Consider the following 24,867-nt stretch of genomic DNA (forward strand, 5'->3'; position numbering starts at 1 on the left):
ATGATTTTATTGTAAATGAAAATCTTTCTTAATCTCTTTAACTGCTTTTTCAATATGGTGCTCTAAACTTTTATACGTGTCCTTTATTTCTTTCTTTTTACCGCTTTCTTTTGTCCAATTTTCAATACAAACAGTATCTTCAAATGCGATGGTCATTCCTAACAAGTCCAATGAAGGCTTCATTTTATGCGAAAATTGAAATGCATTTTGATAATTTTTGTCGTTTATGGATTCCTTTATTTGTAGCAAATCTTTAGGGACTTCTAGCACAAAAAGTTTTAAAATTTGCAAAACAAAGTCGGTATCATTTTCTGAAATTGCGTGAACCTTTGCTAAATTATAATGTAGTGCCATTTATTTGACTTGTATTCTAAACATTGATTCTCCCTCTATAAATCCTTCCAAAACATCATTTGTCTTGACTTTTGCAACGCCTTCTGGAGTTCCTGTAAAAATAATGTCGCCAATTTTTAATGTGAAGTAGCGCGAAACATAAGCAATCAGCTCATCAATTTGCCACAACATATTTGACGTACAGCCTTTTTGAACAGCAGCTCCATTATTGGTCAATTCAAAGTTAACTGATTGTAGTGATTCAAATTTATCTTTATTAACAAAATTTCCAATAACCGCCGAACCATCAAAACCTTTGGCTTTTTCCCATGGCAAACCCTTTTCCTTTAATTTTGCTTGCAAATCTCTTGCGGTAAAATCAATTCCAAGACCAATTTCATCATAATATTTATGTGCAAATTTAGGCTCAATGTGTTTTCCGACGCGATTGATTCGAACTAAAATCTCGACTTCATGGTGAATGTCGTCCGAAAAATCAGGAATAAAAAAGGGCATGTTTTTAGGCAAAACGGCCGTGTCCGGTTTCAAAAAAACAACTGGCTCTTCTGGTCGTTCGTTTTGTAATTCCTCAATGTGTTTGGTATAATTTCTACCGATGCAGATTATTTTCATTTTTTCGAGTTTTAGGGTGGCCAGTGGTTTTGTGCTTCAACTGAACACTAATTTTCTGAATACTGAATACTACTATTACTTCGTATTTAATTTTCTCAATTTAATAGCCGTTAAAACTTTCTTGGTATAAAGTGGGAAATCCGCGTTTTGAATCCAGCTGAAATAACCAGGCTCGGTTTCTAAAACATCGTTTACTTTCTTTCCCTTATTTTTCCCAAAACTAAATGCTTCGTCGCCATCTTTATCGATGATGATAAATCCTGCAAAATCGGCTGTTTTTTTACGTGTGGTATATTCAGAAAGCGATTTCATGTCTTGTGGCAAATCCTCATATCGATCAAACTGCGATTTCAATATTTCATAGGTTGCCATGGTATCGGCTTCTGCTGAATGCGCATTTTCCAAGGTTTCTCCACAATAGAATTTATACGCAGCACCTAACGTACGTTCTTCTTTTTTGTGAAAAATGGTTTGAATGTCAACTGAAACTCGGTTCTTCATATCGAAATCCACTCCAGCTCTTAATAATTCTTCGGCTAATAAAGGGATGTCAAATCTGTCAGAGTTAAATCCTGCTAAATCAGAGTCTTTAATCATATTGTACACCGCTGAAGCTAGTTCAGCAAAAGTAGGTTCATTGGCGACTTTTTCATCCGAGATTCCGTGAATTGCAGTTGTTTCTGCTGGAATTGGAATTGTAGGATTTACGAGCCACGTTTTACTTTCTTTATTTCCGTTTGGAAAAACTTTAAAGATGGCAATTTCAACGATTCTGTCTGTTGTAATGTTAATTCCAGTGGTTTCGAGGTCAAAAAAGCAAATTGGTTTCGTTAATTTAAGTTCCATTTAGATTGTTTTATTAGGTTTACAAATATAGCAGTTTAGATTTGTTTGCTTTGCTAATTTTGGTTTAAAATCGTTATTGAATTGATACAAATTTACCTTTAAATATGCTTTTGTGAAATCATTTTGAAAAATTTAAAACCATTAAGATAGTAAGATTTATTAAGGCTTAATAGCTAGTAATTGATATTTTTTTGTGTTTTATTTTACCTTATAGACTTAATTGTATCTACTTGAATACCTATAAGATTTTAGAAACATTGTTGGATAATCATGATTCACTGAAATTATTTTACTCGAATATTTTTGATTCCAATTTCCTGCAAGGTCTTTTTTGGACCTTGTAGGTTTGTCTGTTATAAACAAATACCTACAAGGTTTTAAAAACCTTGCAGGATAAATGAACACTGCTTCACATTTATAACTTCTAAAAAGCCAAAAGATCAAAAGAAGCCGAAAGATTTTAAAATAGCCCCGATTGCAGTGGAAATACTTTATGTTCCGGGGTTCGGAACATAAAGTATTGCAGCGGAAAGCGGGAATATGGATTAAAAAACAGACTGTCGATTTGCTCCAAATAAAAAACCCAATACTTTTCAGCATTGGGTTTATATGGTTTTTAGAACCTGAAACAAGTTCAGGTTGACAAAAATTAGTAATCTCTATTTACGTCAAACGCTTCTAGATATTCGGCTACACGTTTTACAAAACTTCCTCCTAAAGCACCATCTACCACTCGGTGGTCATAAGAGTGCGAAAGGAACATTTTTTGACGGATTCCGATAAAATCGCCTTCTGGAGTTTCAATAACCGCCGGCACTTTGCGGATGGCTCCAAGAGCAAGAATTCCGACTTGTGGCTGGCTGATGATTGGCGTTCCGAAAACACTTCCAAAAGTTCCTACGTTTGTTACCGTGTATGTTCCGCCTTGTGTGTCGTCTGGTTTTAGTTTTCCTGCTTTTGCACGTCCACCTAAATCGTTCACGGCTTTTGCCATTCCTACTAAATTCAACTGGTCTGCGTTTTTAATTACAGGTACAATTAAATTTCCGTTTGGTAAAGCAGCTGCCATTCCAAGGTTGATATTTTTTCTTTTAATGATGTGATCTCCATCCACTGAAATGTTCATTCCTGGGAAGTCCTTCAAGGCTTTTGCCACGGCTTCCATCATAATTGGTGTAAAAGTCAGTTTTTCGCCTTCGCGTTTTTCGAACGCTCCTTTTACTTTATCTCTCCATTTTACGATGTTTGTTACATCGACTTCAATGAATGATTGAACGTGAGCCGAAGTTTGAATTGACGCGACCATGTAGCCGGCAATCAATTTACGCATACGGTCCATTTCAATGATTTCATCACCACCATTTACAGATACTGGTGCAGATTTTGCAGCCGCTATCGGTTGTGGAGTGGAAACTTTTGCTTGAGCAGCTGGTGCGGCAACCGGCGCTTTTGTTATATTTTTCTGATCAGAAATGTAATTTAAAATATCATCTTTAGTTACACGACCGTCTTTTCCGGAACCTGCAATTGCTTCTAATTGCGCAACAGAAATACCTTCCTCTTTAGCAATATTCTTTACTAAAGGAGAAAAGAATTTGTCAGAATCACTGAAATTTGCTGGAACAACAGATTCTTTTGCAGTTGTAACTTCTTTTTCGATCTTTGCTGCCGCTGCTGGAGTTTCTGCTGCTGGAGTTTCATTTCCTTCACCTGAAACTTCAATAATAGCAATGGTTTGACCCACTTGAACTACATCGTCAACTTGAAATAAAATTTCTACCAATTTTCCTGAAACCTCTGAAGGAACTTCAGAATCTACTTTATCAGTAGCGATTTCTAAAACTGCTTCATCCGCTTCAATAACATCTCCGACGTTTTTAAGCCAGTTGGTAATTGTTGCTTCTGCAACACTTTCTCCCATTTTAGGAAGTTTCAATTCAAACTTTGCCATATTATTAACCTAAAGGTGATTTTTTTATTTTTCAATGCAAAATTAATCATATTTTTGAGTTTACACTACCAAATCTGTAATTTTACAATTTATTATCTAATTGCATACAAATTTACAGTATTTTTCCTTCATTAAAAATAACTTTCCACCGATTTTTTAGTCGATTTTTAAAGCAGGATTACCTCTCCTCGATCATTACTGTTGTTGCTTCCAATGATAAAATTTGCATCAACAGGTTTAATTTTAAAACTAATATTTTTATTTTTATTCTGTTCTAAAAAAGCAATACATGCTTTATAGCTGTGCGAATTTGTATCTAAAATAACTTCAGTAGTCATTTCACTGCACAGACTTTGCGACGCACATTTTTCTGACAAACTACTATTTTTTAACTGAATTTTCTTTTTGAGTTTTTGCTCTAATTTAGTTTTCAATTCCATGTCGTTTGAATAAAGCACATAATGCATGGGTTGTGATTTTGAAATCTTTGCATTACTTTTCATTTTAATTGTGGCAAAAAACAACATTCCCACTTTCATGAAACTATTAAAGAAAACAGAACTTTTCATGTGTTTTGCATAAAATAACTCCATGCCTTGCTGGAATCGTTGTCGGTATTTTTCATCTTTGACCGTGCTTTCTCCTTTATAATGAATAATGGATGTTTCGGCAAAATAATAATTTTGTAAACCTAATTTTAAAGCAGCATATGACAAATCAATATCTTCGCCGTACATAAAATAGCGTTCATCAAATCCCCCAACTTTTTGATAAGTTTCTTTTTTCATAACCATAAAAGCACCAACGAGAATATCAACATTACCCGAAGTATTTTGGTTTAAATGTTCGGCATAGTATTTTTGAAATATTTTTACTTTTGGAAACATTTTATACAATCCAAATGTTTTTCCAAATGCTACCATCGGCGTTGGAATTCCACGTTTGGATTCAGGTAGAAAATTTCCTGTTCCATCGATGAGTTTGCAACCGATTATACCAGTATTCAGTTGCCAGTTTTTAGTGTTCAGTATTTTAGTAAACGTATCTTCGGCAACTACGGTATCGGGATTTAAAATACAAATGTAATTTCCTTTTGCTTGTGCCACACCAATGTTATTTCCTTTTGGAAAACCCAAATTTTCCTGATTCTCAATTAAAATTACATTAGAAAAAAGAGTTTTAACCATATCGCAACTGTCGTCAGGCGAATTATTATCGACCACAATAATTTCGGCATCGAGGTTTTGAATGGCTTTTTGAACACTTAGAATACAATGTTCTAAAAAATAACGGACATTATAGTTGAGAATAATTACGGATAACTGCATAAAGCAAATATAGCAGGATTTATAAACAACTTAAAAATATCATAATAAAACATTAACGTAATTTGGCAAAAGGATAAATCCTATTATCTTTCGACTTGTAAAACGAATTCTACAACTGAATACAACTCCACTATGAAATTATTACTACAAACTGTACTGTTACTGATTTCTTTAAGTCTATTTGCACAAGTAGACATCAAAGAAAATTACGATAAAAAAGAAGTCTACATTCCGATGCGAGACGGAACAAAATTATTTACAGCGATTTATACGCCAAAGGACATTGCAAAGGATAAAAAATATCCAATGTTGATGCAAAGAACGTGTTACAGCATCGCACCTTATGGCGAAGATAATTTTAAAAGATCATTGGGGCCGAATCGCTTTTTACAAAGTGATAAGTACATTTTTGTGTATCAAGACGTTCGTGGAAGATATATGAGTGAAGGTGTTTTTACGAATATGACCCCACAAGTGGAACATAAAACGAAGAAAGATGTAGACGAAAGTACAGATACGTACGACACAGTGGACTGGCTCGTTAAAAACTTGAAAAACAACAATGGAAAAGTAGGCCAATACGGAACTTCCTATCCTGGATTTTACACTGCTGTTGGAACTATTGCCAATCATCCTGCTTTAGTGGCTTCATCTCCACAAGCTCCCATTTCAGATTTCTTTTTTGATGATTTCCGTCACAACGGCGCTTTTGTAATGGGTTATTTAAGAACATTTCCTGTATTTGGTGTGCAAAAAACGAAGGCAGAAAATCAAGGTTGGTATTCAGACCAAATGATAAAGTCTACATCAAAAGACGGTTCTATTTTTTACAATGAATTGGGAACGTTGAAAGAGGCAGCTGACAAATATTATAAGGATAACTTTTTCATGCAAGAAATTTTAGCTCACCCAAATTACGATTCCTATTGGCAATCGAGAAACTTATTACCGCATCTAAAAGGGATTGATCACGCTGTAATGACAGTTGGCGGTTGGTACGATGCCGAAGATTTAGCTGGACCTTTAAACATTTATAAAACGATTGAAAAGAACAATCCGAAAGCGAAAAATACCATTGTTATGGGACCTTTTTCCCATGGAGCTTGGGGAAGAGAAACTGGTAAGCATTATCACAATGACGTTTACTTTGGCGATAGCATTGCGACTTTCTATCAGAAAAACATCGAACACAAATTCTTTAACCATTATCTAAAAGAAAATTCAAAAAAAGCAGTTGCTTTACCAGAAGCTTACATGTTTGACACGGGTAAAAAAGTGTGGAACGAATTTTCGAATTGGCCTCCAAAAGAAAGTAAAAAACTGAATTTCTATTTGGCTTCTAACGGTACATTAGAAAAAGAGAAATTTGGAAAATCAGGTTTTTCTGAATATTACAGCGACCCAAATAATCCAGCACCAAGTAGTGTCAATTATGCGGAATTCAACGGATTTACGCCAAGAAATTACATGAGCGAAGACCAGCGTTTCGCTTTGAGTCGACCAGATGTGTTGACTTTTACTACAGAATATTTAACCGAAGATGTAACTCTGGCTGGCGAAATTATGGCGAAATTAAAAATTGCTTCTTCGTCAACGGATGCGGATTTTGTGGTAAAAATAATTGACATTTATCCCGCAGATGAACCTCAAAATGCAGACAAACCCAACGTGCTTTACGCAAATTACCACCAAATGGTGCGAAGTGAAATTATGCCGGCTCGTTTCAGAAATAGTTTTGAGAAACCAGAAGCTTTGACACCAAATGCAACAACGGAAGTGAATTTCAAATTACAGGATGTTTTGCATACGTTCAAAAAAGGACACAAAATTCAAATTCAAATTCAAAGTACTTGGTATCCTTTGATGGCAATCAATCCACAGAAGTTTTTGGAGAATCCGTTTTTAGCTACTAAAGAAGATTATACCAAAGCGTTTATCAAAGTATTTGACGATAGTGTGATTGAAGTGGATGTGATAAAATAATGTGGAAAAGCTGTCTGAAAGGATGGCTTTTTTTTGTGCGTTCTAATTTTGAAATAAAAAATACTTACAAAAATACAGGACTAGAACTTCAAAATATCAAGATAATTAAAGATGAAGAACAACGCAATAGTAGTTGAACTACTTAAAAATAACACACCTTCCCAATGGTAGATATTAGTTAGTAAACTTCGTGTCGACTTTACTTTATAGTTCTTTTTTAGATATCTACTTGTGATTTTCCAGTAAAAGAAAGTAACGATTAAAAAAAGTAAACCTGCTAGAATAAATAGTGTAGAATTTTCCATTTTCTAAAATTTAGTTAATTACAGCATTCAAGATACAAAAAGCTAATTGACTATTTTAATAATTTCTGTAACCATTTAGGATTTTGTTTATTGTTCCAAAATAAAACTAACTCAATTACCTTGTCAATTTCAATAATTTTGTAAAACAAAGTAGATTGCCTCGAAATTACAATTGAATAAGTATCGTACTTTTTTGAATAAATTCCAATAGTCGGTTTTTTTAGATAAAATTTCTAAAAAATCGTAAACTAAACCTATGAAGTTTTCAACTTCAATTATGTTCCATTTTTCGTAAATAAAATCCAATTCTTCGTAATAGCTAATTTCAGCTTCATGCAACCATAAAATGGAATACATAATTTATGATACGTTATATCTAGCTTTAGCTTCTGCCGTAACTTGAGCATGAGGTTTTCCTAAACCTTTTGCACTTTCTTGTAGCGCTTTTTCTAAACGTTCTTTTACATGGTCTGGTAAATAGTCAAAAGCGTCTACTTGTTCTGTTTCAGATTTTGAATTGTAAATCGTTTCAGGTTCGTTTCCTTTTTTATTCGAGTTGTTTTTTGATGAATTTTCCATAGCGTTGCGTTTATTATAAAAGCTTTTTTAAATCGTTCGGGTTTTTCAAATTGTTCCAAAACACATGTAATCTAATTTTAAAGTTCTCATTATCGACACTATAATATAAAGTGGTTTGCTTTGAGATGACTAAATACGAAACATTTAACTGTTTATCAAGTCTTCCAATTTCTGTGTTTTCACATAATCTTTTCAAATTTAAATCAACTAAAGTTTTAAAATTCGCTACTTCACGATAATTCCACTTGTATAAAATAAATTCTATCTCTTCGATATACGTTTCAATGGCTGTAATATCCCACGAGAATGAATAACTCATTTCAAAAATGGATATTTGTCTTTTATGATTTGCATGGCTTCCTCATGAGTGTAGACCAAACCTTGTTCGTGTTGCTTTATCGATTTTTCAAGCAATTGCTTCAAAACAGGATGCATTTCAACTGAATCTACTTTCGAGCTCTCACCCACTTCATAATCTGAAATAGGTTCTTGAAATTTATTCTTGATTTCTTTATCTTTCATAACGAGCATTTTAAAGGTCAAATATACGAAAAATGACTTGAGTAAATATCAAGTCATTCAAAAACAAAATCACATAAACACTAAAAATTAATTAATTCATCTCGCCGTGCTAAAACTTCAATCCACTCTTTTGGAATATCATTTGTTCCATGAACTAAAACAGCCAATCCTCCCGTTACAGCTCCAGTAGTATCAGTATCACTTCCTAAATTTACTGCTTTCAAAACTGCTTCTGAATAATTTGATGAAGTTAACAGACACCAAATAGAAGCTTCCAAAGTATCGATTACATATCCTGAACTTTTGATATCATCTTCGTTAACTAAAGAAATATCTTGTTCAAGCAAGCGTTTAAATTTTTCAATTTCTTGTACATCAATCTTTGAACTTTCAAAATAATCGAGTATGTCCGTTTGTAATTCTTTGTAAGCTTGAAACTTCTCTATGCCATCCATTATTTTCTTTGCAAATTCGAGATAATAAAAACATGCCATTATTGAACGAATATGTCCATGAGTTAATGAAGACACTTTTTTAGTCCACTCAAAACGCTCGTTGATTTCTAAATCTTTAATGTAAATAATTAAAGGCAAAATTCGCATTAAGGAACCATTACCATTCTCTGTTTCGGCAGTTCCTCCAGCTAATTCTGGTGTGATTCCTTCTTCCAATCGTTCAATTGCCACGCGAGTTCCAATACCGATATCGAAAACCCAACCACGAGCCGTCCAATAATTATCGTTTCTCCAAGCGATGAATTTTTGAGCTAACTCACCTAAATCCAAGCCTTCTTTGATGCTTTCTGCCAAACATAAAGTCAACGAAGTATCGTCTGACCAGGTTCCTTTGGGTTGATCATGCGTTCCAAATTCTTGCATTTCCGTAACAGGATTTTCTTTGAAATAAAACCGAGGTTTGAATTCTACCGAAACTCCTAAAGCGTCGCCAGTTGCGACTCCGAGGAGGATTTTTTGGAGGTTATTTTTAGCCATTTAGAAAAATTTAAAATCAGGTGTGTTATTCAACAATGATTTTTTTGTAATTGAGGTAAGTTTGTGCAGTTAATATTTAAAAATAATTCACGATATTAATCACGAAAATTTTCAATATCTACACCACAGTTTTGCAACCACTCTTCATTAAGCGTATTGTAATTTACAGTTTCATTGAATAACCAATGTTTAATTAGGGTATTCATTCTCGGAGTACCGTGCAAAGAATTACCACTTGGAGTATAAATAACATAGAAATTTCTATTTTTGGAGCAATCATTCCTTTTAATTTCATTCCAATGATTTCCCCAAATACCTTTTGGTTGTCTTGTAAAATAAATATTTTTTATTTGTGGATTTTCACATAAATATTTAATAATTTCCTTCGTATTCCATGCTACCTCTCCTATAGCGTTTAACTCTGCTAAACCACCAATTCCTGCTATTTTGTTATCGTTGATTAAATTGTATTGAATATCATTCAAAATGACATTATCATTTGCTAGAAAATTAATTTCATTTTGATTTATCAGAACACTTGAAATTAAATCTGCAAATGAAAACTTGAATCTTTTACATAAGTCGAACACTTCTTCAATTGTTGGATTTAATGGAAATTGTGGAGCACCATTTGGTGGCATACGTCTCTGTTGTAAGTTATAATTCCCATTAACTAAATTTTTGAAAGCGGTCCAGAAGTAATTTCTTCCATAGAAAAAATCAGCATAATTTCCATTTGGTGTTGATGGATTATTTGTTCCAATGATGAGAACTTCTGGTTTATATAAATCCGTTTTTAAAATTGCATTTTCAGCCCTAAATCCATTTTCCCAATTATGATTTAAAAATTTGTGTGATACTGGCATAGTTTTTCATTATTTAGTTATTAATCTATATTTTCGTTTATTCCTTTGAGCATATCTTTTAGATCTTGGTGATTTTTGAGATTAAGTTGATAATTAAACGTTTCTAAATACTCACAATTTTCAGAATACAAATAATGTAAATTGATAATTCCATGAAATACGTATTTTTTACCATCTTCAAAATGATTCGAAAAAAACATATTCGAGTTTGTGAGTAAAATATAAATCTCATCTCCATCTTCCTTTACTATTTCATATAAATGTTCACCGTCTAATACCATTAAAAACTTTCTACCGAGTAACTCAATTTCAAAACACATTTTTACGCTATTGTTAATATTTAAATATCTTTCCTGGTCAAAAGTTATCCTTTGAAAAGTTAGCTTATTTAATGAGTTTCCAATTTTTAAATTACAACCATCGTAATTGCTAATAAAATCTCCATCTATTACTCCTGGTGCTAGTATTTTAACCATAATGTTATTATTTATTTAAAATATCTCTATCGCGGTCTGATAAATTTTCAATTCCAACTTTAATTATTTTATCCAAAACGTCATTAAGCGTTACTGAAATTTCTTGGTCAAACGTAAACGGTTGAATCATTTGTAGATGTTCCTCGAAATAATAGTTCCAGAAAAAATGTTCTTTGGGTTCGTTTTCCATTCGGAAACTGTAGCCTAAAATATATGCGTCGATGATAAAAATTCGAGTTAGTTTTATTTTGGTCAAATATTTGTCGCTGATGTAATTGTTTTTGAATTCTTGCAGAATCGCTTTGAATCTATCGTCCATTGGAGCAAGAATATCTTTTAAGACAAAACCCAAACCTTCCACCGAAATGGATGTTACAGAAGTGACAAAGTTGCGGTGAAAAATAAACTCATCTTCTTCATACTTTTGCAAAGCACGAAAAGCCTTTGCCGTTTTTGGCATTTTTCGTTGCATATTAAAAATCCAATCAATAAGTACACTTCGGTACAGTTCGATTTCACTTAATTGAATTGGGATTATAAATTTCAAAAGTTCCTCTGACATTCCATCTTGAAAGTCAATTTCAGGAAACGTATTTTCGTGAGAATGTGCAAAAAAATGGTCATTGATAATGTAAACCATTTGATAGGGATTGTCGTACTCTTTCCAATTTGTCATGCAATGCCTCAAGTACATTCTTGTTGCATCTGAAGTAATATAGTTGGTTATCAAAAACCAATTTTCAAGGTTTGCGACGTTGGAATCGCGTATATCTATCGCAATGATTTCGTGGTGTATATTCATAATTATGTGGCTTATATTGGGTGATTTTTGTAAATATAAAAACTATTTTTTGATAATCTTTGACAAACATTTATTTTTATTCAAAAAAATTATTTTAGTTAAATTTTCAAAAAAAAGACAGCCCATAACTTCCCAAAAAAGCAAAAACCTTACTCTGATAACACGGATTGCAGTGAAATCCTTTTTTCTTTTTTCTTTAAAAAGAGAAAAGATTGGAACGGAAAGCCGGAACAAGTATTGCTGAAAAAGCCCAAGCGATTCGTTCCTAAAAATATTAAAAGGCGTTGCTAGAGAAAAGATTGGTTACTGCCTTGTAATGACTTACTTTTGCAAAAAATTTATTATTGTGAATTACCTTTCTGTTGAAAATATATCGAAGTCATTTGGAGAACGTACGCTTTTTAAGGACATTTCTTTTGGGATTAATAAAGACCAAAAAATTGCTTTTATAGCGAAAAATGGTTCAGGGAAAACGTCTATTATGAAAATAATTAACGGTGAAGACGAATCGGATACGGGTCAAGTGGTGATCAGAAAAGATATTAAGATGGCGTTTTTGTCGCAGGACAATAATTTGCAGGAGGAATTGACGATTGAGGAAAGTATTTTTGCTTCGGATAATGAGGTTTTAAAAGTGATTCACCAGTACGAAAAAGCCTTGGAACATCCGGAAGATGAGGAAGCGTACCAACGTGCTTTTGACGGAATGGATGCTCATAATGCGTGGGATTTTGAAACGCAATTCAAGCAGATTTTGTTCAAATTGAAGTTGGAAGATTTTAGTTTGAAGGTGAAAAATATGTCGGGTGGACAGAAAAAAAGACTTTCGCTTGCGATTGTTTTAATAAACCGTCCAGATTTATTGATTCTAGATGAACCTACCAACCACTTGGATTTAGAGATGATTGAATGGCTGGAAAGTTATTTTGCAAAAGAAAATATTACGTTGTTTATGGTAACGCACGACCGTTTCTTCTTGGAACGCGTTTGTAACGAAATCATCGAATTAGACAACGGAAAATTATACCAATACAAAGGAAATTACTCGTACTATTTAGAGAAAAAAGAGGAGCGAATGGCTTCTGAAAACGCAAGTGTAGATAAAGCCCAAAACCTTTTCAAAAAAGAATTGGACTGGATGCGTCGCCAACCAAAAGCGAGAACTACAAAATCGAAATCGCGTCAAGATGACTTTTACGTGATTAAAGAAAAAGCGGAAAGCCGTAGAAAAGAGAACCAAGTTGAACTGGAAATCAACATGGAACGCATGGGAAGTAAGATTATTGAGTTGCACAAAATTTCGAAGAAATTTGGTGATAAAGTGATTTTGGACAACTTTAGTTTTGATTTTCAACGTGGCGAACGCATTGGAATTATTGGTAAAAACGGAACGGGAAAATCGTCGTTCTTGAATTTATTGACTGGAACGCTTCCTCTTGATAGTGGAAAAGTGGTGGTTGGTGAAACGATTAAAATTGGTTATTACACCCAAAGTGGTATCAACCCAAAACCGGGGCAACGCGTTATTGACATCATTAAGGAATACGGCGAATACATTCCGTTGACTAAAGGGAAAATCATTTCGGCTTCGCAATTGTTGGAGCGTTTTCTTTTTGACAGCAAAAAACAATATGATTTTGTTGAAAAATTAAGTGGTGGCGAATTGAAACGTTTGTATTTGTGTACGGTTTTGATTCAGAATCCTAACTTTTTGATTCTGGATGAGCCAACGAACGATTTGGACATTGTAACGCTGAACGTTTTGGAAAGTTTCTTGCTGGATTATCCGGGTTGTTTATTGGTGGTTTCGCACGACCGTTACTTTATGGACAAGATTGTAGATTACCTTTTTGTGTTTAGAGGCGAAGGTGTTGTGGAGAATTTTCCTGGAAATTATTCGGATTTCAGAGCCTATGAAGACAGCGCTGATGTCCAACAAAAAGAAGACAACAAAGCGGATAAAAAAGCGTGGAAACAAAGTAATCCAACTGGAAATTTGACGTTCAACGAACAGAAAGAATACCAAAAGTTGGAACGTGAAATTAAGGATTTAGAGATTGATAAAAGCAAAATTGAACTTTTGTTTTCGGATGGAAAAGTAGCGGATAATGAGATTGAAGGTAAAGCGAATGAACTTCAAACTATTATTACGAAAATGGAAGATAAGGAAGAAAGATGGTTTGAGTTGAGTGCGAAGATGGAGGAATAGGGTTTTATATTATCAAAGAATGCTGTTGGCTGATTAAATATTGACTTTAAAATAATTTTGCAGATACAAAACTATTTTAAAGTCAAAACTTAAATAAACATATTGTGGCAATTGTGAATGTTAGGTGCTTTTAAATTACACTATTTTCAAGTTCTCTAACTCTGTCCACAGTTATTTCTAATCTTGTAGCAAACCTATTTAGAATTCTCCTTTCCTTTTCAGAAATTTCTCCATCATTTAAAAATTCTTTATATTCATCTATATATTCTTGTTCATTTTGTGAATAATTATTTGAAATTTCATTTTCCAGAATTTTGCTCTTTCATCAGAAATTTTTAATTTGTCTTTTAATCTATTTAAAATTCTTCTTTCTTTTTCATCAATTATTCCATCATCTTCGAGCATAAAAATGACTTCCTCTTTATATTGATTTTCTGCATCAGAAAATGTAGAGCTTTCTACAAAGGAAATTGTACTTTCCTCATTCTCTAAAAGATTTTCTAACGACTCAAACTCTACAAATATTTCCCACTCAATTGATTCACTTTCATCTATAGTGTTTTTAATAAAAGTATCTCTATTTAAATTAACATCAGAAAAAAAAGTTTTGAGTCCAACTTTTAAATTTGATTTCTCGTTGTTACTTATTGAATGAGTGCTTTTTGAACTAATTATGTCGTGATGACTCAAAATATTTCCATTAATTCTTTGTTGATATATTCGATGCCAAGATGTTTCGTGTGGATACCATAAGAGATTTCCGGGCACATAAGGTTTTTTTGTAGGATTATAATTTTGCGTTCTAATTCTAGAAGTTTTTGAATCCTCTTTCTTATCAGAATCTCTATTATTTTCGTAATCAGCTTCAATTGTATTTTTTATTACTTTTTTTCCTAATCCAATTGAACCGCCAGTTTTTTTGTTATCAATTTCGGTTGTAGTTTTCTCATTTTCTTTAATCACTTTGATTGTCATTGATTTTGCTCCTAAACATTGAATAAAATATGAAAACTCTTCAAATCTATCATTAAACAAATCCGCTTCAAAACTACTGTATGGCAAATAACTTTCTTTTAAATATGGGTGTCCAACGTAAATTTCTTCTTTTTTTGGATGAGTTAATGGAAATTTAATATCAACTGGTAAATTTGATTTATCTAAAACAATGAAAGAATCTGATGGACTTATTTTAACCTCATCATAAATTAAAATCATTTTTCTCTTATCATATTGTAAATTGTTAAATGATTCCGTAAACTTATTATATGAATAATTAATCTTATCATTTAAATCGCTTTTAATCTCAATTTCCTGAGTGTTTTCAGACGCAAAATAATAATTTTCTAATGACTTATAGTAGTTTCCCAATTCATCAAAAATTTCTGCCTTTAATTCAAACAATCTAAAATTCCAATCCTCATAGCCTTCTGAAACATCATTTTTAATGATTCGTTCTTCCAAAAATTTTAATGCCTCTTGATTCTTTTTGAGTCCTTTTAAACATCTTGAGTGATGATAAACTAAAAAATAATAAATTATAGAATTTTCCTCTTTCACCAGATTTAAGTCAAAATTTTCATTAATTAAATTAATTACGTTTTGAAAATCTTCTTCTATAGTTTTAGTCCTGATATTATCAATTAATAAATTTAATTCATCATCATCGCTATCTAAAAATTTTTTTCTGCTTTCTAAAATCTTATTAATTAAATTAACAAATTCTAAACTATCCTTTTCGCTTTTTAATAGTAAATAGTCAGTTAGTACTTTAGTAATTTCATTATCTATATTAGAAAAAAATCGAATCAAATAATGTTTTATAGTTTGACCTTTTTCATCGGTGTCTTCGTGGAAACAATGCACATCAACTTCATCAATTTCATCCCAATAGATGTCAATAATAGCATCCTCACCTTTAGACCATCCCTTACTTTCAATGATATGACGTATTGATATTCTATCTTCTAAAAAAATTGTAGACCAAATTTCATTTTTAGATGCCGACCAAAAATCTCCTTCAGTGAAAGATTGAGAAAATCTAGCATATAAAATTGCAGTATTTCTATCCAAATTATTTATTTCTCTTATTTTAAAAAGTTCATCTTTTGCTATATTTAATAAACTTCCATTTTGATAAAAAAATATTTCTGACCCATCAGTTGAAATAACATTATTGTTTATTTCGTTTATTATAATTTCTTTTGCGTTCATTTATATTACTTAATATTATTTTAAAGTGTAGGAGAGTGTTTGCCTTTTCCAACTCCATTTGGATGCCGATGACAAGAGTTTGCTGTTAATCCTGAAATAGAAGATGAAGATGTTCCGCAATATTTACAGCTATATTGAGTTTTTTCACTTCCTTCATAAAGTTTATGTTTTCCTTTTCCAGGCCCTAAAGGATGTCGATGACAGGAATTGGCAGTTAGACTTGCGATAGTCGAACTTTTTGTTCCACAATATTCACAGTAGTAGTTTGGCATATTTTAGCATTTATTTAGTTGATTCATTTTCTTTTAAAAAGGTAAAATATCATTCATAAGCACAGACAATTAAATCGCATCGAGTAGTTATACTAACTTATTTTAAAGATTTATTTAAATTCTTATTTTCCAAATGTAATTAAAAAAGATTGCAAAAAATTATACCTAAAAAATAATTTTTAATGGCAGAAAATAATTTTAGAACAAGTCCGAAACAAATTAAGTATTACAAATTCTCAACCTCAACCAATCCTATAACCATTTCACTAAATTATATAAATTTATCTAACCCCATTTCGATTATATTTGTCCAAATTTAAGACATAACTCTACCTTATGAATTTTACAAGTACTCTTCAATCCAAAATCATATTGGTACCGTTATTATTTCTTTCAACATTTGCTTTTTCGCAAGACGAAAATACAGCACCGGCAAAAGATTCGATTCCCTACGTAACTTTATACGACTTGTTTAAAAAGAAAGAAAATCGTGTGGACGAACCGGAATCACTTACCAACTTTATCATATTGCCCACCATTGGTTTGCAACCGGCAAGCGGGTTCACAGGCGGTTTTATCAGTCAGTACAGTTTCAAGGAAAAAGAAGAAGACAAAATTTCATTGATTGCCGGAGGTGCTTCATACAGTACTAAAAGTCAGATTTTGACCTATTTAAAAAACAATATGTACTTAAAAGACGCAACCTATTTCTTGAGTGGAGATTTACGTTATTATGTATTTTCGCAGTCTAATTTTGGTTTAGGTTCGGATATTGTTCCTTACGGAGATGCTTTTGACAACTTCGATTATGAAGATATCGAAGAACCGATGAAGTACAATTATTTTAAATTTCACCAAACGGCAAACTATAAAATTATCGAAAATGTTTATGCAGGACTGGGAATTCACATTGACAGCTATGACAGTATCGAAGATGAACTTTTAGATGTTGCCAATGCAGAACTGACCGAACATTACAACTATTCGCAAGCTTACGGATTTAACGACAAACATTACACAGTTGCCGGCGGAAGTTTGAATTTGATTTACGACGGTCGCGACAATTTGATAAACACAAATTCCGGGCTTTATGTAAATTTAAGTTACCGTTTCAATCCTGAACTAAATACATCGCAACAAAACAGCACAACGTTGACTTTAGATTCCCGGTATTTTATTCCGTTGAGTAAATCAAATAAGCAACACGTCTTGGGATTTTGGACGTATGGTCAATTCTTGACAAGCGGAAATTTACCTTATTTAAATTTACCCGCAATTGGTTGGGACCAAAACAGCCGAAGCGGAAAAGGATATACACAAGGTTTATTTCGAGGTGCGAATTTAATTACGTTCGAAACAGAATACCGTTTTCCGATAATGAAAAACCAATTAATTAGCGGAACTGTTTTTGCAAACGCAACTTCTGCAAGTGACGTGGAAGGAAACTTAAATCTGTTTCACACTTTTCAACCTGCAGTTGGTGTTGGATTACGCATTTTATTGGATAAAAATACGTTAACTAATTTCGTGATGAATTTTGGTTTAGGACGTGATTCTAAAACCTTCTACTTCAACGACGGAGAAGGTTTTTAATCTTTTACCAAGCAATCGGATTGTAATCCTTTAAGAATTTTCCAGACCAATGTTTCCCTGAATTGATTCCGTCAAATAACGGGTCCATCACTCTTGCCGCACCATCAACAATGTCAAGTGGCGGTTGAAAATCTTGCTCTTCTTGTTTCTTTTTTGCCATTGCTGCAGGGTCTTCATCGGTAACCCAACCCGTATCCACAGCGTTCATGAAAATGCCGTCTTTCGCCAAAGTTCCAGCGGCAGTATGCGTCAACATATTTAAAGCGGCTTTTGCCATGTTGGTATGTGGATGTCGGTCTTCCTTAAAACCTTTGTAGAATTTACCTTCCATTGCCGAAACATTGATGATGTGCTTTTTGCCCGTTTTGTCCTTTTTCATAACTTCTGAAAGTCGGTTGCAAAGTACAAATGGAGCAACAGAATTTACCAATTGTACTTCAATCATTTCCGTGGTTTCAATTTCGCCGAGTTTCAATCGCCAACTATTTGTTTTTCGCAAATCGACTTGTTGTAAATCGGCATCCAATTCGCCTTCAGGGAAAACTTCAGTTGAAACCAATCCTTTGTCAAACGAATATGGAATCTGCGATAATTTGGCGGAAGCCCTCAACCCTATTCCAGGTTCGGGACCGTGCCAAGTTACTGGCATATTTTGATTGGACGAAGAACCAATGGTCAATGCTTTTAATTCTTCCAAACAATTTAAATGGTCGTTCAGCAAACTTTGAACATCTCCATTAAATTCAGAAATGGGTAATTCTTCATTTCGCATCAAGTGCGAATAAAATCCAGACGGACGACGAACCGTTTGTGCGGCATTATTAATCAAAATATCCAGTCGGCCGTATTTTTGTTCGATGAAATTACAGAAAATTTCCACACTTGGAATATGTCGCAAATCCAATCCGTGGACTTTCAAACGATGTCCCCAATCCTTAAAATCTGCTTCTTTGGCAAAGCGAATCGCAGAATCTGCAGGAAAACGCGTTGTTGCAATAACCGTTGCTCCACCTCTTAATAACATCAACGTAATATGATAACCAATTTTTAAACGAGAACCTGTAATGACTGCAACTTGACCGTTTACATCGGCTGTTTGAAAGCGTTTTGCATAATTAAAATCGCCACAATCAATACACATCGAATCGTAGAAATGATGCATTTTAGTAAATTTGGTTTTGCAGACGTAGCAGATTTTTGGAATTTTTAGTTCCAAAACTTCTTTATTTTCCAAGATATTTGAAGCCAACAATTTTGGAGCAACAAAAACACTTGCTTCCCGAGCCGAACGAATTCCGGTTTCTTTTCGGGCAACTCTGTCTTTCGTTTCTTCTTTCTTTTTCGCTAAAGCTTTTGCATCTTTTTTTCTGCGGGAAAATTCTTCGCGGTCGGGTCTGGAGAATTGTCCAGCTGCTTTTATTAATGCGGTTCGTTGTTCTTTTGGAATATCAAATATTTGCGAAGTTTCTGCATTTAGTTGTTCTAAAACAGCGATGCATTTGTTGATTTCTTCGGCAGAAAGGATGTTAATTGTAGGCGTTTCTTCGTTCATTCGTATAAAGTTGAAAATGCTTTTGGTGCAGATTCTAAGGTAGCAAAGATAGATTTTTAAAGTGTTACTTTTCTGGCCACAGATTAAAGAGATTAGCACAGATTTTAAACAATTATTCTTTCAAATTTAATATTTAGCAAAGAATTTTACGGCTTTTCTTACTATCTGTATACTTACCGCAGATTAAAAAGAGTAGCTCTGATTAAAAAAGAAATCTTTTTGAAATCAATTAATCTGTGGCTAAAAAATTTCGCAGATTATAATAGTACTTTGTATCTTCGCCCGACTTTCTAAATTATGCAACACATTATAAAATCATATTTAAAATTCATTTGGAATTCCACTAACGCTCACGGAGTACATTCACCGTTTGTATTTAATTTGGTTCAGAAATGTTTTTACGATAAAACAAAATATCCTGAATACTCCCTTTTAGAAAAGTATCGAAATTCTCTTTTGAAAAACAAAAACACCATTGAAGTAACTGATTTTGGTGCAGGTTCACGAATTTTCAAATCGAATACAAGAACCATTAACGCAATTGCCAAAAACGCTGGAATTTCGCCAGAAAGAGCAAAATTACTTTTTAGAATTGTGAATTATTTTCAGCCGAAAAGTATATTAGAAATCGGCACTTCTTTAGGATTAGCAACTTCTGCCCTAGCCTTGAATGATTTTTCAGCAGTTACGACTTTAGAAGGATGTCCCGAAACGATGAAGCAATGTCAGTTGCAACTGCAAAAATTCAATATCAATAATGTGACGGGAATTACGGGTGAATTTTCAAAACAACTCACAGCCTACAACTTAAAACCTACGACCTTCAACCTTATTTACTTTGACGGAAATCATTCAAAACAAGCGACATTGGACTATTTTGAATTGTTATTACCCACCATTGATAACGAAACCGTTTGGATTTTTGATGACATTCATTGGTCAGAAGAAATGGAAGAAACTTGGGAAATTATAAAAAAACACCCCAAAGTAAAGGTCACGGTGGACACCTTTCAGTGGGGTATTGTTTTTTTTAGAAGCGAACAAGTCAAAGAAAACTTCATTATCCGAACTGATAAATCGTTTTTTTTAGACAACGTTTTAGGAATTAAAAACCTTTGGGGTTTGCTCCATTAATTCTTATCGACCTTATTGAATTCTTTGAACATTTCTAATAAATTCATAATTGCATTTACCAAATCGTTGGTTTCTAGCAATAACGCAAAATACAGTTTACTATTTTTAGGACTTGTTTCTGTAGTTCTGATTCTATTAATTTGTTTGGTTATTAGATCAGAGACAGTGTCTAAAAGTAATTGCTTGTCTTTTAAAATGACATCAATTTTATTATACTCTTCATTTTTAAAACTATCTTCAAGCAATAACAACAACTTTTGAACTTGATCATCAATCGTCTTTAAACCTTTAATTTGATTGAATTTTAATTTCTTATGATTGTTATTAACGTGCGAATAACTATTTGAAGTGATAAAGTCAATAGACTGGACCATATCTTGTAAGTATCCTAAAATCAAAATGTAAAATTTACTAGCTTCTACAGAATTATCATCTAAGTTTTTAATGAAGTAAAAAACATTGCTTTTTAGTTCGTCAATTTCTTTTTCAAGTTTCTTTTGATCTTTCTTATTTTGTTTCAATTTGGCTAAATCTTCCGAAGCCAAATTGTCAATTAAACTGGAGTACAAAGCACTTGTTCTTCGAAAAACCGTAGAAATTTGAGCCGAACTTTCCGTAATCATATCTTTTACGGTTCCAATATCTTCTTTGCGTAAGCTTTTAATTTCAGCTTCGTATTTTACTTTTTTCTTATGTTTTCTAGAACTTCTATACAATAAGATTCCTAGTAAAAGCAACAATCCTACAAAGGCAAAAACTTCACCGATCTTTAAAATATAGGCCATTACAAAGGCCAATAGAAATGCAACAATTGCAGTAAAAAACCACCCACCTATTACTTTAAAGACACCTGCAATTCTATAAACAGCACTTTCCCTGTCCCAAGCTCTATCAGCAAATGAGGTTCCCATTGCCACCATAAACGTTACATAAGTTGTGGACAATGGTAATTTCATTGAAGTACCAATGGCTATTAAAATACTGGCAACCATTAAATTTACGGAAGCTCGAACCATATCAAAAGCCGGTTCATCTTCGGTTTTCTTCGCTGATTTTTCAACAGTTTTGAAACGGCTGTCAATTTTAATTTGTAATTTTTTTGGTAAGAAATAATTCATTCCTTCTCCAATATTAACTCCCAATCGAACGATAAAACGAGAAGCTAAATTGGGAGAAAATTTCTCTACTCCGTCACCTTGTCTAGAAAGATTAACACCTGTTTCGATAACGCTTTTTGCTTTTTTAGACGTCCATAACGTGACAACCATTACAATTCCAGCCAAAAGTAAAAAGTAAAATGGAGCTACAATAGAATCGTCTGCTAAAGCTCCCATCATAAATGTATCTCCCGAGGCACCACTGGCTTGGAAAATTTCATAGGAGTTAAATGCCGCAATGGGTACACCGATAAAGTTGACCAAGTCATTTCCAGCAAAAGCCAATGCCAATGCAAATGTCCCGATCAGGATAATTACCCGCAAAATATTGACTTTAAAAAAGCTGATAAGTATTTGAGAAAGGACAAGAAACAAAATAAAGTTTCCACCTAAAATTAAAAATTGGTGTTGATTTATCCAAGCATATTGATCTTTAGAAATAAACGAAACACCTTTTAAACCCTTTATTAATATGAAAAAAGTAATGGCTGAAATGGCAATTCCACCAAAAATAGCACCAAAATATTTTAATTTTTTGTCATAATGAAACGTAAAAATCAGCCTTGAGATGTACTGAATAAAACTACCTAAAGCGAAAGACAGAACGACCGAAAGCAATATACTGTACACGATTTCAGAAGCTTTCTTGGTATTGATGTACATTCCTAAATTGTCAAAAGTATCATCAGTAGTATATATTTTATAAAGTGCCAGACAAACGGCAGCTCCTAAAAGTTCAAAAATGATGGAAACCGTTGTAGACGTTGGCAATCCTAAAGAATTAAAAACATCTAGTAACAAGATATCGGTAATCATTACTGCCAAGAAAATAATCATGACGTCATTAAAACTAAACATACTTGGAACAAAAATTCCGCTTCGGGCAATTTCCATCATACCACTAGAAAACATTGCTCCAACCAAAACTCCTAAACTGGCAACAATCATTGTAGTTTTAAATGAAATTGCTTTTGAGCCTACTGCAGAATTTAAAAAGTTTACCGCGTCATTACTCACGCCAACAATTAAATCAATTATCGCTAAAACCCCTAAAGCAATCAACATTATAATGTAAATCTGATCCATTCTTTTACTACATTTAATTTTGCACAAAAGTCCTTTAAGAATTTTGTTTCTATGTTATCTTAATGTTATTAAAAAGTAAAAACATAAAATTAAATCTAGCAGCTCGATTTAAATTCAAGTTAAACTTCCATTGATATAAAATTAAAAGTAGAAGATAAAAAAAATAGCCGCCCCAATTAGGACAGCTATTTTCATTGTATGATAATAGGTAAATTATTGTTTTGCGTCGGCATTTTCATCTGCTTTTGCACCCATTCGTTCCCATTTAAATTTAGGACCAAATTTGAGTTTAATTTCGGCAATTTTCAAATTATCTTTAGTAGACAAACCTTCTTTTTCAACGGTGTTTTTCCTAGAATCTAAAGCTTCATACAATGCCTTTAATTCGTCAAAATCTTCTCTTGAATACGACTCCTTATTTTTGTCAAATTCATTATAGAAATCATTGTACACTTTTAAGATATTGTCTTTATTGACCCAACTAAAGTCCATACTATCTCCAGCAATGATTCCATCACCAAAATAAGAATTACGAAGTGCCGTTTTTCTATCTACAGGTTTAGGAGCGCTTGCTTCCACTTTAGTTTTGAATTCAACGTATTTCATCTTGGCTTTATCCAATCGATCTTGAGCGTTTGCTTGATCTTTCATATTCACCAAAGCCATGTCTGCTTCACTCATACTGTTTTCATAACCTGCTTCAATCGCTTTCCAGTTTGACAACGCTTCTGCTTCAGTAACTGTATTTACAGAATCTACGTATTTTTCATAACGGTCAAATGACTTTTCTGCCATTTCTTGCTCCTCGTTCTTACATGATGTAAAACAAGCTGCAAGAAGAACAACTCCTACTAATAATTGTACTTTTTTCATAATTGATTTATTTTATTAATTCGATGTAAATATAGAATTATTCCTGAATTAACCATAATTTAAGTTAATAAATTATGAATTATTTAGTACATCGATGAATTATTTATACAATTATAGATAACTTGTAAATTAATTCTGAAATACTATAATGTTTTTGTTGAAGAAGTATTATATTAAAATGTAACTTTATACCTTCAAAAAAATAAACACAAAATGAAAGTCTATACAAAAACGGGGGATAAAGGAACTACGGCACTTTTTGGAGGAACCCGTGTTCCGAAAAATCACATTCGAATTGAAAGTTACGGAACTGTGGATGAATTAAATTCACACATTGGATTGATTCGCGATCAAGACATCAATGTACTTTATAAAGGTATTTTGGCAGAAATTCAGAACAAACTTTTTACAGTTGGCGCCATTTTAGCAACTCCTCCTGACAAAGAGGTATTGAAAAATGGCAAAGAGCGTCTCAACATTCCAAAAATTGCAGAAAAAGATATCGAGTTCATGGAAAATGCCATTGACAGTATGGAACAACATCTTCCACAGATGACTCATTTTGTACTTCCAGGAGGTCATACTACTGTGTCATATTGTCATATTGCACGTTGTGTTTGCCGTCGGGCGGAACGATTAGCAGTACATTTAAACGAAAATGAAGCCGTTGACGATTATGTTTTGAAGTACCTTAACCGACTTTCTGACTATCTATTTGTGTTGGCACGGAAGTTGTCCCAAGACTTAAACGCAGAAGAAGTGCAGTGGATTCCTGAAAAGTATTAACTCTTTAAAATACAGGTAATTTACAGTCTACGTCCAATTGCTACTAATGAAAACAAAAAAACGTTCTTAACTTTTCTAAAATAAACACAATTTTACTTGACTATATCAGTAAAAAATTTATTTTTGCATAAATTTATAAAATATCATAAAAGATGTATTGGACATTAGAATTGGCATCGTATTTAAGTGACGCGCCGTGGCCTGCTACCAAAGATGAACTTATTGACTATGCTATTAGAGCTGGTGCACCTTTGGAAGTTGTAGAGAATCTTCAATCTATAGAAGATGAAGGAGAAATCTACGAATCAATGGAAGAAATTTGGCCTGATTATCCAACTGACGAAGACTATCTTTGGAATGAGGATGAATACTAAAAAA

24 protein-coding genes are annotated in these 24,867 nt (G+C 33.0%); 6 read left to right on the top strand and 18 right to left on the bottom strand.

Annotated features, from left to right (window positions below; genetic code table 11):
- Positions 1 to 6: 6 nt before the first annotated feature.
- The 5 genes from H602_RS0111945 to H602_RS0111970 form a co-directional block, all read right to left on the bottom strand.
- Positions 7 to 354 (bottom strand): Hpt domain-containing protein, encoded by a 348-nt coding sequence (locus H602_RS0111945; RefSeq protein WP_026978204.1) that lies wholly within the window; start codon positions 352 to 354, stop codon positions 7 to 9.
- Positions 355 to 966: a fumarylacetoacetate hydrolase family protein gene (locus H602_RS0111950; protein WP_026978205.1), complete on the bottom strand. Its 612-nt coding sequence runs from the start codon at positions 964 to 966 to the stop codon at positions 355 to 357.
- 75 nt (positions 967 to 1,041) lie between these two features.
- Positions 1,042 to 1,812, bottom strand: coding sequence for a 3'-5' exonuclease (locus tag H602_RS0111955; protein ID WP_026978206.1), 771 nt, complete (start codon positions 1,810 to 1,812; stop codon positions 1,042 to 1,044).
- 649 nt (positions 1,813 to 2,461) lie between these two features.
- On the bottom strand, positions 2,462 to 3,763 hold the full coding sequence (locus H602_RS0111965) for a dihydrolipoamide acetyltransferase family protein (RefSeq protein WP_026978207.1): 1,302 nt from the start codon (positions 3,761 to 3,763) through the stop codon (positions 2,462 to 2,464).
- A 167-nt stretch (positions 3,764 to 3,930) separates the two neighbouring features.
- Entirely contained in the window at positions 3,931 to 5,091 is a 1,161-nt protein-coding gene (locus tag H602_RS0111970) for a glycosyltransferase family 2 protein (protein ID WP_026978208.1), read from the bottom strand.
- Positions 5,092 to 5,223: 132 nt separating this feature from the next.
- Between H602_RS0111970 and H602_RS0111975 the strand changes: the two genes are divergently transcribed.
- On the top strand, positions 5,224 to 7,074 hold the full coding sequence (locus tag H602_RS0111975; RefSeq protein ID WP_026978209.1) for a CocE/NonD family hydrolase: 1,851 nt from the start codon (positions 5,224 to 5,226) through the stop codon (positions 7,072 to 7,074).
- An 80-nt stretch (positions 7,075 to 7,154) separates the two neighbouring features.
- Here H602_RS0111975 and H602_RS19940 read toward each other — a convergent pair whose 3' ends face one another.
- The 9 genes from H602_RS19940 to H602_RS0112020 all read right to left on the bottom strand — a co-directional run bounded on the left by H602_RS19940 (position 7,155) and on the right by H602_RS0112020 (position 11,616).
- Positions 7,155 to 7,379, bottom strand: coding sequence for a hypothetical protein (locus H602_RS19940; RefSeq protein WP_157505051.1), 225 nt, complete (start codon positions 7,377 to 7,379; stop codon positions 7,155 to 7,157).
- A gap of 129 nt (positions 7,380 to 7,508) precedes the next feature.
- A complete protein-coding gene (locus H602_RS0111985) occupies positions 7,509 to 7,736 on the bottom strand; it encodes a hypothetical protein (RefSeq protein WP_026978210.1) in 228 nt (75 codons plus the stop codon).
- A gap of 3 nt (positions 7,737 to 7,739) precedes the next feature.
- Positions 7,740 to 7,958, bottom strand: coding sequence for a hypothetical protein (locus H602_RS0111990; RefSeq protein WP_026978211.1), 219 nt, complete (start codon positions 7,956 to 7,958; stop codon positions 7,740 to 7,742).
- Between the two features lie 13 nt (positions 7,959 to 7,971).
- Complete coding sequence (locus H602_RS0111995) at positions 7,972 to 8,277, bottom strand: hypothetical protein (RefSeq protein ID WP_035759564.1); 306 nt, start codon at positions 8,275 to 8,277, stop codon at positions 7,972 to 7,974.
- Entirely contained in the window at positions 8,274 to 8,480 is a 207-nt protein-coding gene (locus H602_RS0112000) for a hypothetical protein (protein WP_026978213.1), read from the bottom strand. The genes H602_RS0111995 and H602_RS0112000 overlap by 4 nt, the downstream gene beginning before the upstream one ends.
- An 80-nt stretch (positions 8,481 to 8,560) precedes the next feature.
- The gene (locus H602_RS0112005) at positions 8,561 to 9,472 is read right to left on the bottom strand and encodes an ADP-ribosylglycohydrolase family protein (RefSeq protein ID WP_026978214.1); all 912 of its coding nucleotides are present in this window, start codon (positions 9,470 to 9,472) and stop codon (positions 8,561 to 8,563) included.
- Between the two features lie 95 nt (positions 9,473 to 9,567).
- Positions 9,568 to 10,338 (bottom strand): hypothetical protein, encoded by a 771-nt coding sequence (locus H602_RS0112010; RefSeq protein ID WP_026978215.1) that lies wholly within the window; start codon positions 10,336 to 10,338, stop codon positions 9,568 to 9,570.
- Between the two features lie 20 nt (positions 10,339 to 10,358).
- Positions 10,359 to 10,814, bottom strand: coding sequence for a hypothetical protein (locus H602_RS0112015; protein ID WP_026978216.1), 456 nt, complete (start codon positions 10,812 to 10,814; stop codon positions 10,359 to 10,361).
- A gap of 7 nt (positions 10,815 to 10,821) precedes the next feature.
- On the bottom strand, positions 10,822 to 11,616 hold the full coding sequence (locus H602_RS0112020; protein WP_026978217.1) for a hypothetical protein: 795 nt from the start codon (positions 11,614 to 11,616) through the stop codon (positions 10,822 to 10,824).
- 346 nt (positions 11,617 to 11,962) lie between these two features.
- On the opposite strand from H602_RS0112020, the gene H602_RS0112030 reads away from it, so the two are divergent.
- On the top strand, positions 11,963 to 13,825 hold the full coding sequence (locus tag H602_RS0112030; protein WP_026978219.1) for an ABC-F family ATP-binding cassette domain-containing protein: 1,863 nt from the start codon (positions 11,963 to 11,965) through the stop codon (positions 13,823 to 13,825).
- A 258-nt stretch (positions 13,826 to 14,083) separates the two neighbouring features.
- On the opposite strand, the gene H602_RS0112035 is transcribed toward H602_RS0112030, so the two are convergent.
- Positions 14,084 to 16,036, bottom strand: a complete 1,953-nt coding sequence (locus tag H602_RS0112035) for a hypothetical protein (protein ID WP_026978220.1) — start codon at positions 16,034 to 16,036, stop codon at positions 14,084 to 14,086.
- 608 nt (positions 16,037 to 16,644) lie between these two features.
- Here H602_RS0112035 and H602_RS0112040 point away from each other — a divergent pair.
- Positions 16,645 to 17,901 (top strand): BamA/TamA family outer membrane protein, encoded by a 1,257-nt coding sequence (locus tag H602_RS0112040; protein WP_026978221.1) that lies wholly within the window; start codon positions 16,645 to 16,647, stop codon positions 17,899 to 17,901.
- A 4-nt stretch (positions 17,902 to 17,905) separates the two neighbouring features.
- Here H602_RS0112040 and H602_RS0112045 read toward each other — a convergent pair whose 3' ends face one another.
- Complete coding sequence (locus H602_RS0112045; RefSeq protein WP_026978222.1) at positions 17,906 to 19,453, bottom strand: SDR family NAD(P)-dependent oxidoreductase; 1,548 nt, start codon at positions 19,451 to 19,453, stop codon at positions 17,906 to 17,908.
- Between the two features lie 297 nt (positions 19,454 to 19,750).
- On the opposite strand from H602_RS0112045, the gene H602_RS18815 reads away from it, so the two are divergent.
- Positions 19,751 to 20,587 (top strand): O-methyltransferase, encoded by an 837-nt coding sequence (locus tag H602_RS18815; protein ID WP_051224447.1) that lies wholly within the window; start codon positions 19,751 to 19,753, stop codon positions 20,585 to 20,587.
- Here the strand turns inward: H602_RS18815 and H602_RS0112055 are convergent.
- Together H602_RS0112055 and H602_RS0112060 are read right to left on the bottom strand one after the other, a co-directional pair.
- A complete protein-coding gene (locus H602_RS0112055; protein WP_026978223.1) occupies positions 20,584 to 22,830 on the bottom strand; it encodes an inorganic phosphate transporter in 2,247 nt (748 codons plus the stop codon). The genes H602_RS18815 and H602_RS0112055 overlap by 4 nt on opposite strands.
- Positions 22,831 to 23,043: 213 nt before the next feature.
- Positions 23,044 to 23,703 carry a hypothetical protein gene (locus H602_RS0112060; protein ID WP_026978224.1) on the bottom strand — a complete coding sequence of 220 codons (660 nt, stop codon included), beginning with the start codon at positions 23,701 to 23,703 and terminating at the stop codon, positions 23,044 to 23,046.
- A 213-nt stretch (positions 23,704 to 23,916) separates the two neighbouring features.
- On the opposite strand from H602_RS0112060, the gene H602_RS0112065 reads away from it, so the two are divergent.
- Together H602_RS0112065 and H602_RS0112070 are read left to right on the top strand one after the other, a co-directional pair.
- Positions 23,917 to 24,489, top strand: a complete 573-nt coding sequence (locus H602_RS0112065) for a cob(I)yrinic acid a,c-diamide adenosyltransferase (RefSeq protein WP_026978225.1) — start codon at positions 23,917 to 23,919, stop codon at positions 24,487 to 24,489.
- A 152-nt stretch (positions 24,490 to 24,641) separates the two neighbouring features.
- Positions 24,642 to 24,863, top strand: a complete 222-nt coding sequence (locus H602_RS0112070) for a DUF2795 domain-containing protein (protein WP_022828503.1) — start codon at positions 24,642 to 24,644, stop codon at positions 24,861 to 24,863.
- Positions 24,864 to 24,867: the final 4 nt, after the last annotated feature.

The sequence above is a fragment of the Flavobacterium tegetincola DSM 22377 genome (genome assembly GCF_000425485.1).
In the GTDB taxonomy this organism is placed as follows: domain Bacteria; phylum Bacteroidota; class Bacteroidia; order Flavobacteriales; family Flavobacteriaceae; genus Flavobacterium; species Flavobacterium tegetincola.

Coding starts and splice junctions, on each gene's coding strand:
- H602_RS0111945 (WP_026978204.1), bottom strand. CDS start 354: ATGGCACTACATTATAATTTAGCAAAGGTTCACGCAATTTCAGAAAAT.
- H602_RS0111955 (WP_026978206.1), bottom strand. CDS start 1,812: ATGGAACTTAAATTAACGAAACCAATTTGCTTTTTTGACCTCGAAACC.
- H602_RS18815 (WP_051224447.1), top strand. CDS start 19,751: ATGCAACACATTATAAAATCATATTTAAAATTCATTTGGAATTCCACT.
- H602_RS0112055 (WP_026978223.1), bottom strand. CDS start 22,830: ATGGATCAGATTTACATTATAATGTTGATTGCTTTAGGGGTTTTAGCG.
- H602_RS0112045 (WP_026978222.1), bottom strand. CDS start 19,453: ATGAACGAAGAAACGCCTACAATTAACATCCTTTCTGCCGAAGAAATC.
- H602_RS0112000 (WP_026978213.1), bottom strand. CDS start 8,480: ATGAAAGATAAAGAAATCAAGAATAAATTTCAAGAACCTATTTCAGAT.
- H602_RS0111975 (WP_026978209.1), top strand. CDS start 5,224: ATGAAATTATTACTACAAACTGTACTGTTACTGATTTCTTTAAGTCTA.
- H602_RS0112005 (WP_026978214.1), bottom strand. CDS start 9,472: ATGGCTAAAAATAACCTCCAAAAAATCCTCCTCGGAGTCGCAACTGGC.
- H602_RS0111995 (WP_035759564.1), bottom strand. CDS start 8,277: ATGAGTTATTCATTCTCGTGGGATATTACAGCCATTGAAACGTATATC.
- H602_RS0112015 (WP_026978216.1), bottom strand. CDS start 10,814: ATGGTTAAAATACTAGCACCAGGAGTAATAGATGGAGATTTTATTAGC.
- H602_RS0111990 (WP_026978211.1), bottom strand. CDS start 7,958: ATGGAAAATTCATCAAAAAACAACTCGAATAAAAAAGGAAACGAACCT.
- H602_RS0111970 (WP_026978208.1), bottom strand. CDS start 5,091: ATGCAGTTATCCGTAATTATTCTCAACTATAATGTCCGTTATTTTTTA.
- H602_RS0112065 (WP_026978225.1), top strand. CDS start 23,917: ATGAAAGTCTATACAAAAACGGGGGATAAAGGAACTACGGCACTTTTT.
- H602_RS0111985 (WP_026978210.1), bottom strand. CDS start 7,736: ATGTATTCCATTTTATGGTTGCATGAAGCTGAAATTAGCTATTACGAA.
- H602_RS0112010 (WP_026978215.1), bottom strand. CDS start 10,338: ATGCCAGTATCACACAAATTTTTAAATCATAATTGGGAAAATGGATTT.
- H602_RS0111965 (WP_026978207.1), bottom strand. CDS start 3,763: ATGGCAAAGTTTGAATTGAAACTTCCTAAAATGGGAGAAAGTGTTGCA.
- H602_RS0112020 (WP_026978217.1), bottom strand. CDS start 11,616: ATGAATATACACCACGAAATCATTGCGATAGATATACGCGATTCCAAC.
- H602_RS0112070 (WP_022828503.1), top strand. CDS start 24,642: ATGTATTGGACATTAGAATTGGCATCGTATTTAAGTGACGCGCCGTGG.
- H602_RS0112060 (WP_026978224.1), bottom strand. CDS start 23,703: ATGAAAAAAGTACAATTATTAGTAGGAGTTGTTCTTCTTGCAGCTTGT.
- H602_RS19940 (WP_157505051.1), bottom strand. CDS start 7,379: ATGGAAAATTCTACACTATTTATTCTAGCAGGTTTACTTTTTTTAATC.
- H602_RS0111950 (WP_026978205.1), bottom strand. CDS start 966: ATGAAAATAATCTGCATCGGTAGAAATTATACCAAACACATTGAGGAA.
- H602_RS0112035 (WP_026978220.1), bottom strand. CDS start 16,036: ATGAACGCAAAAGAAATTATAATAAACGAAATAAACAATAATGTTATT.
- H602_RS0112040 (WP_026978221.1), top strand. CDS start 16,645: ATGAATTTTACAAGTACTCTTCAATCCAAAATCATATTGGTACCGTTA.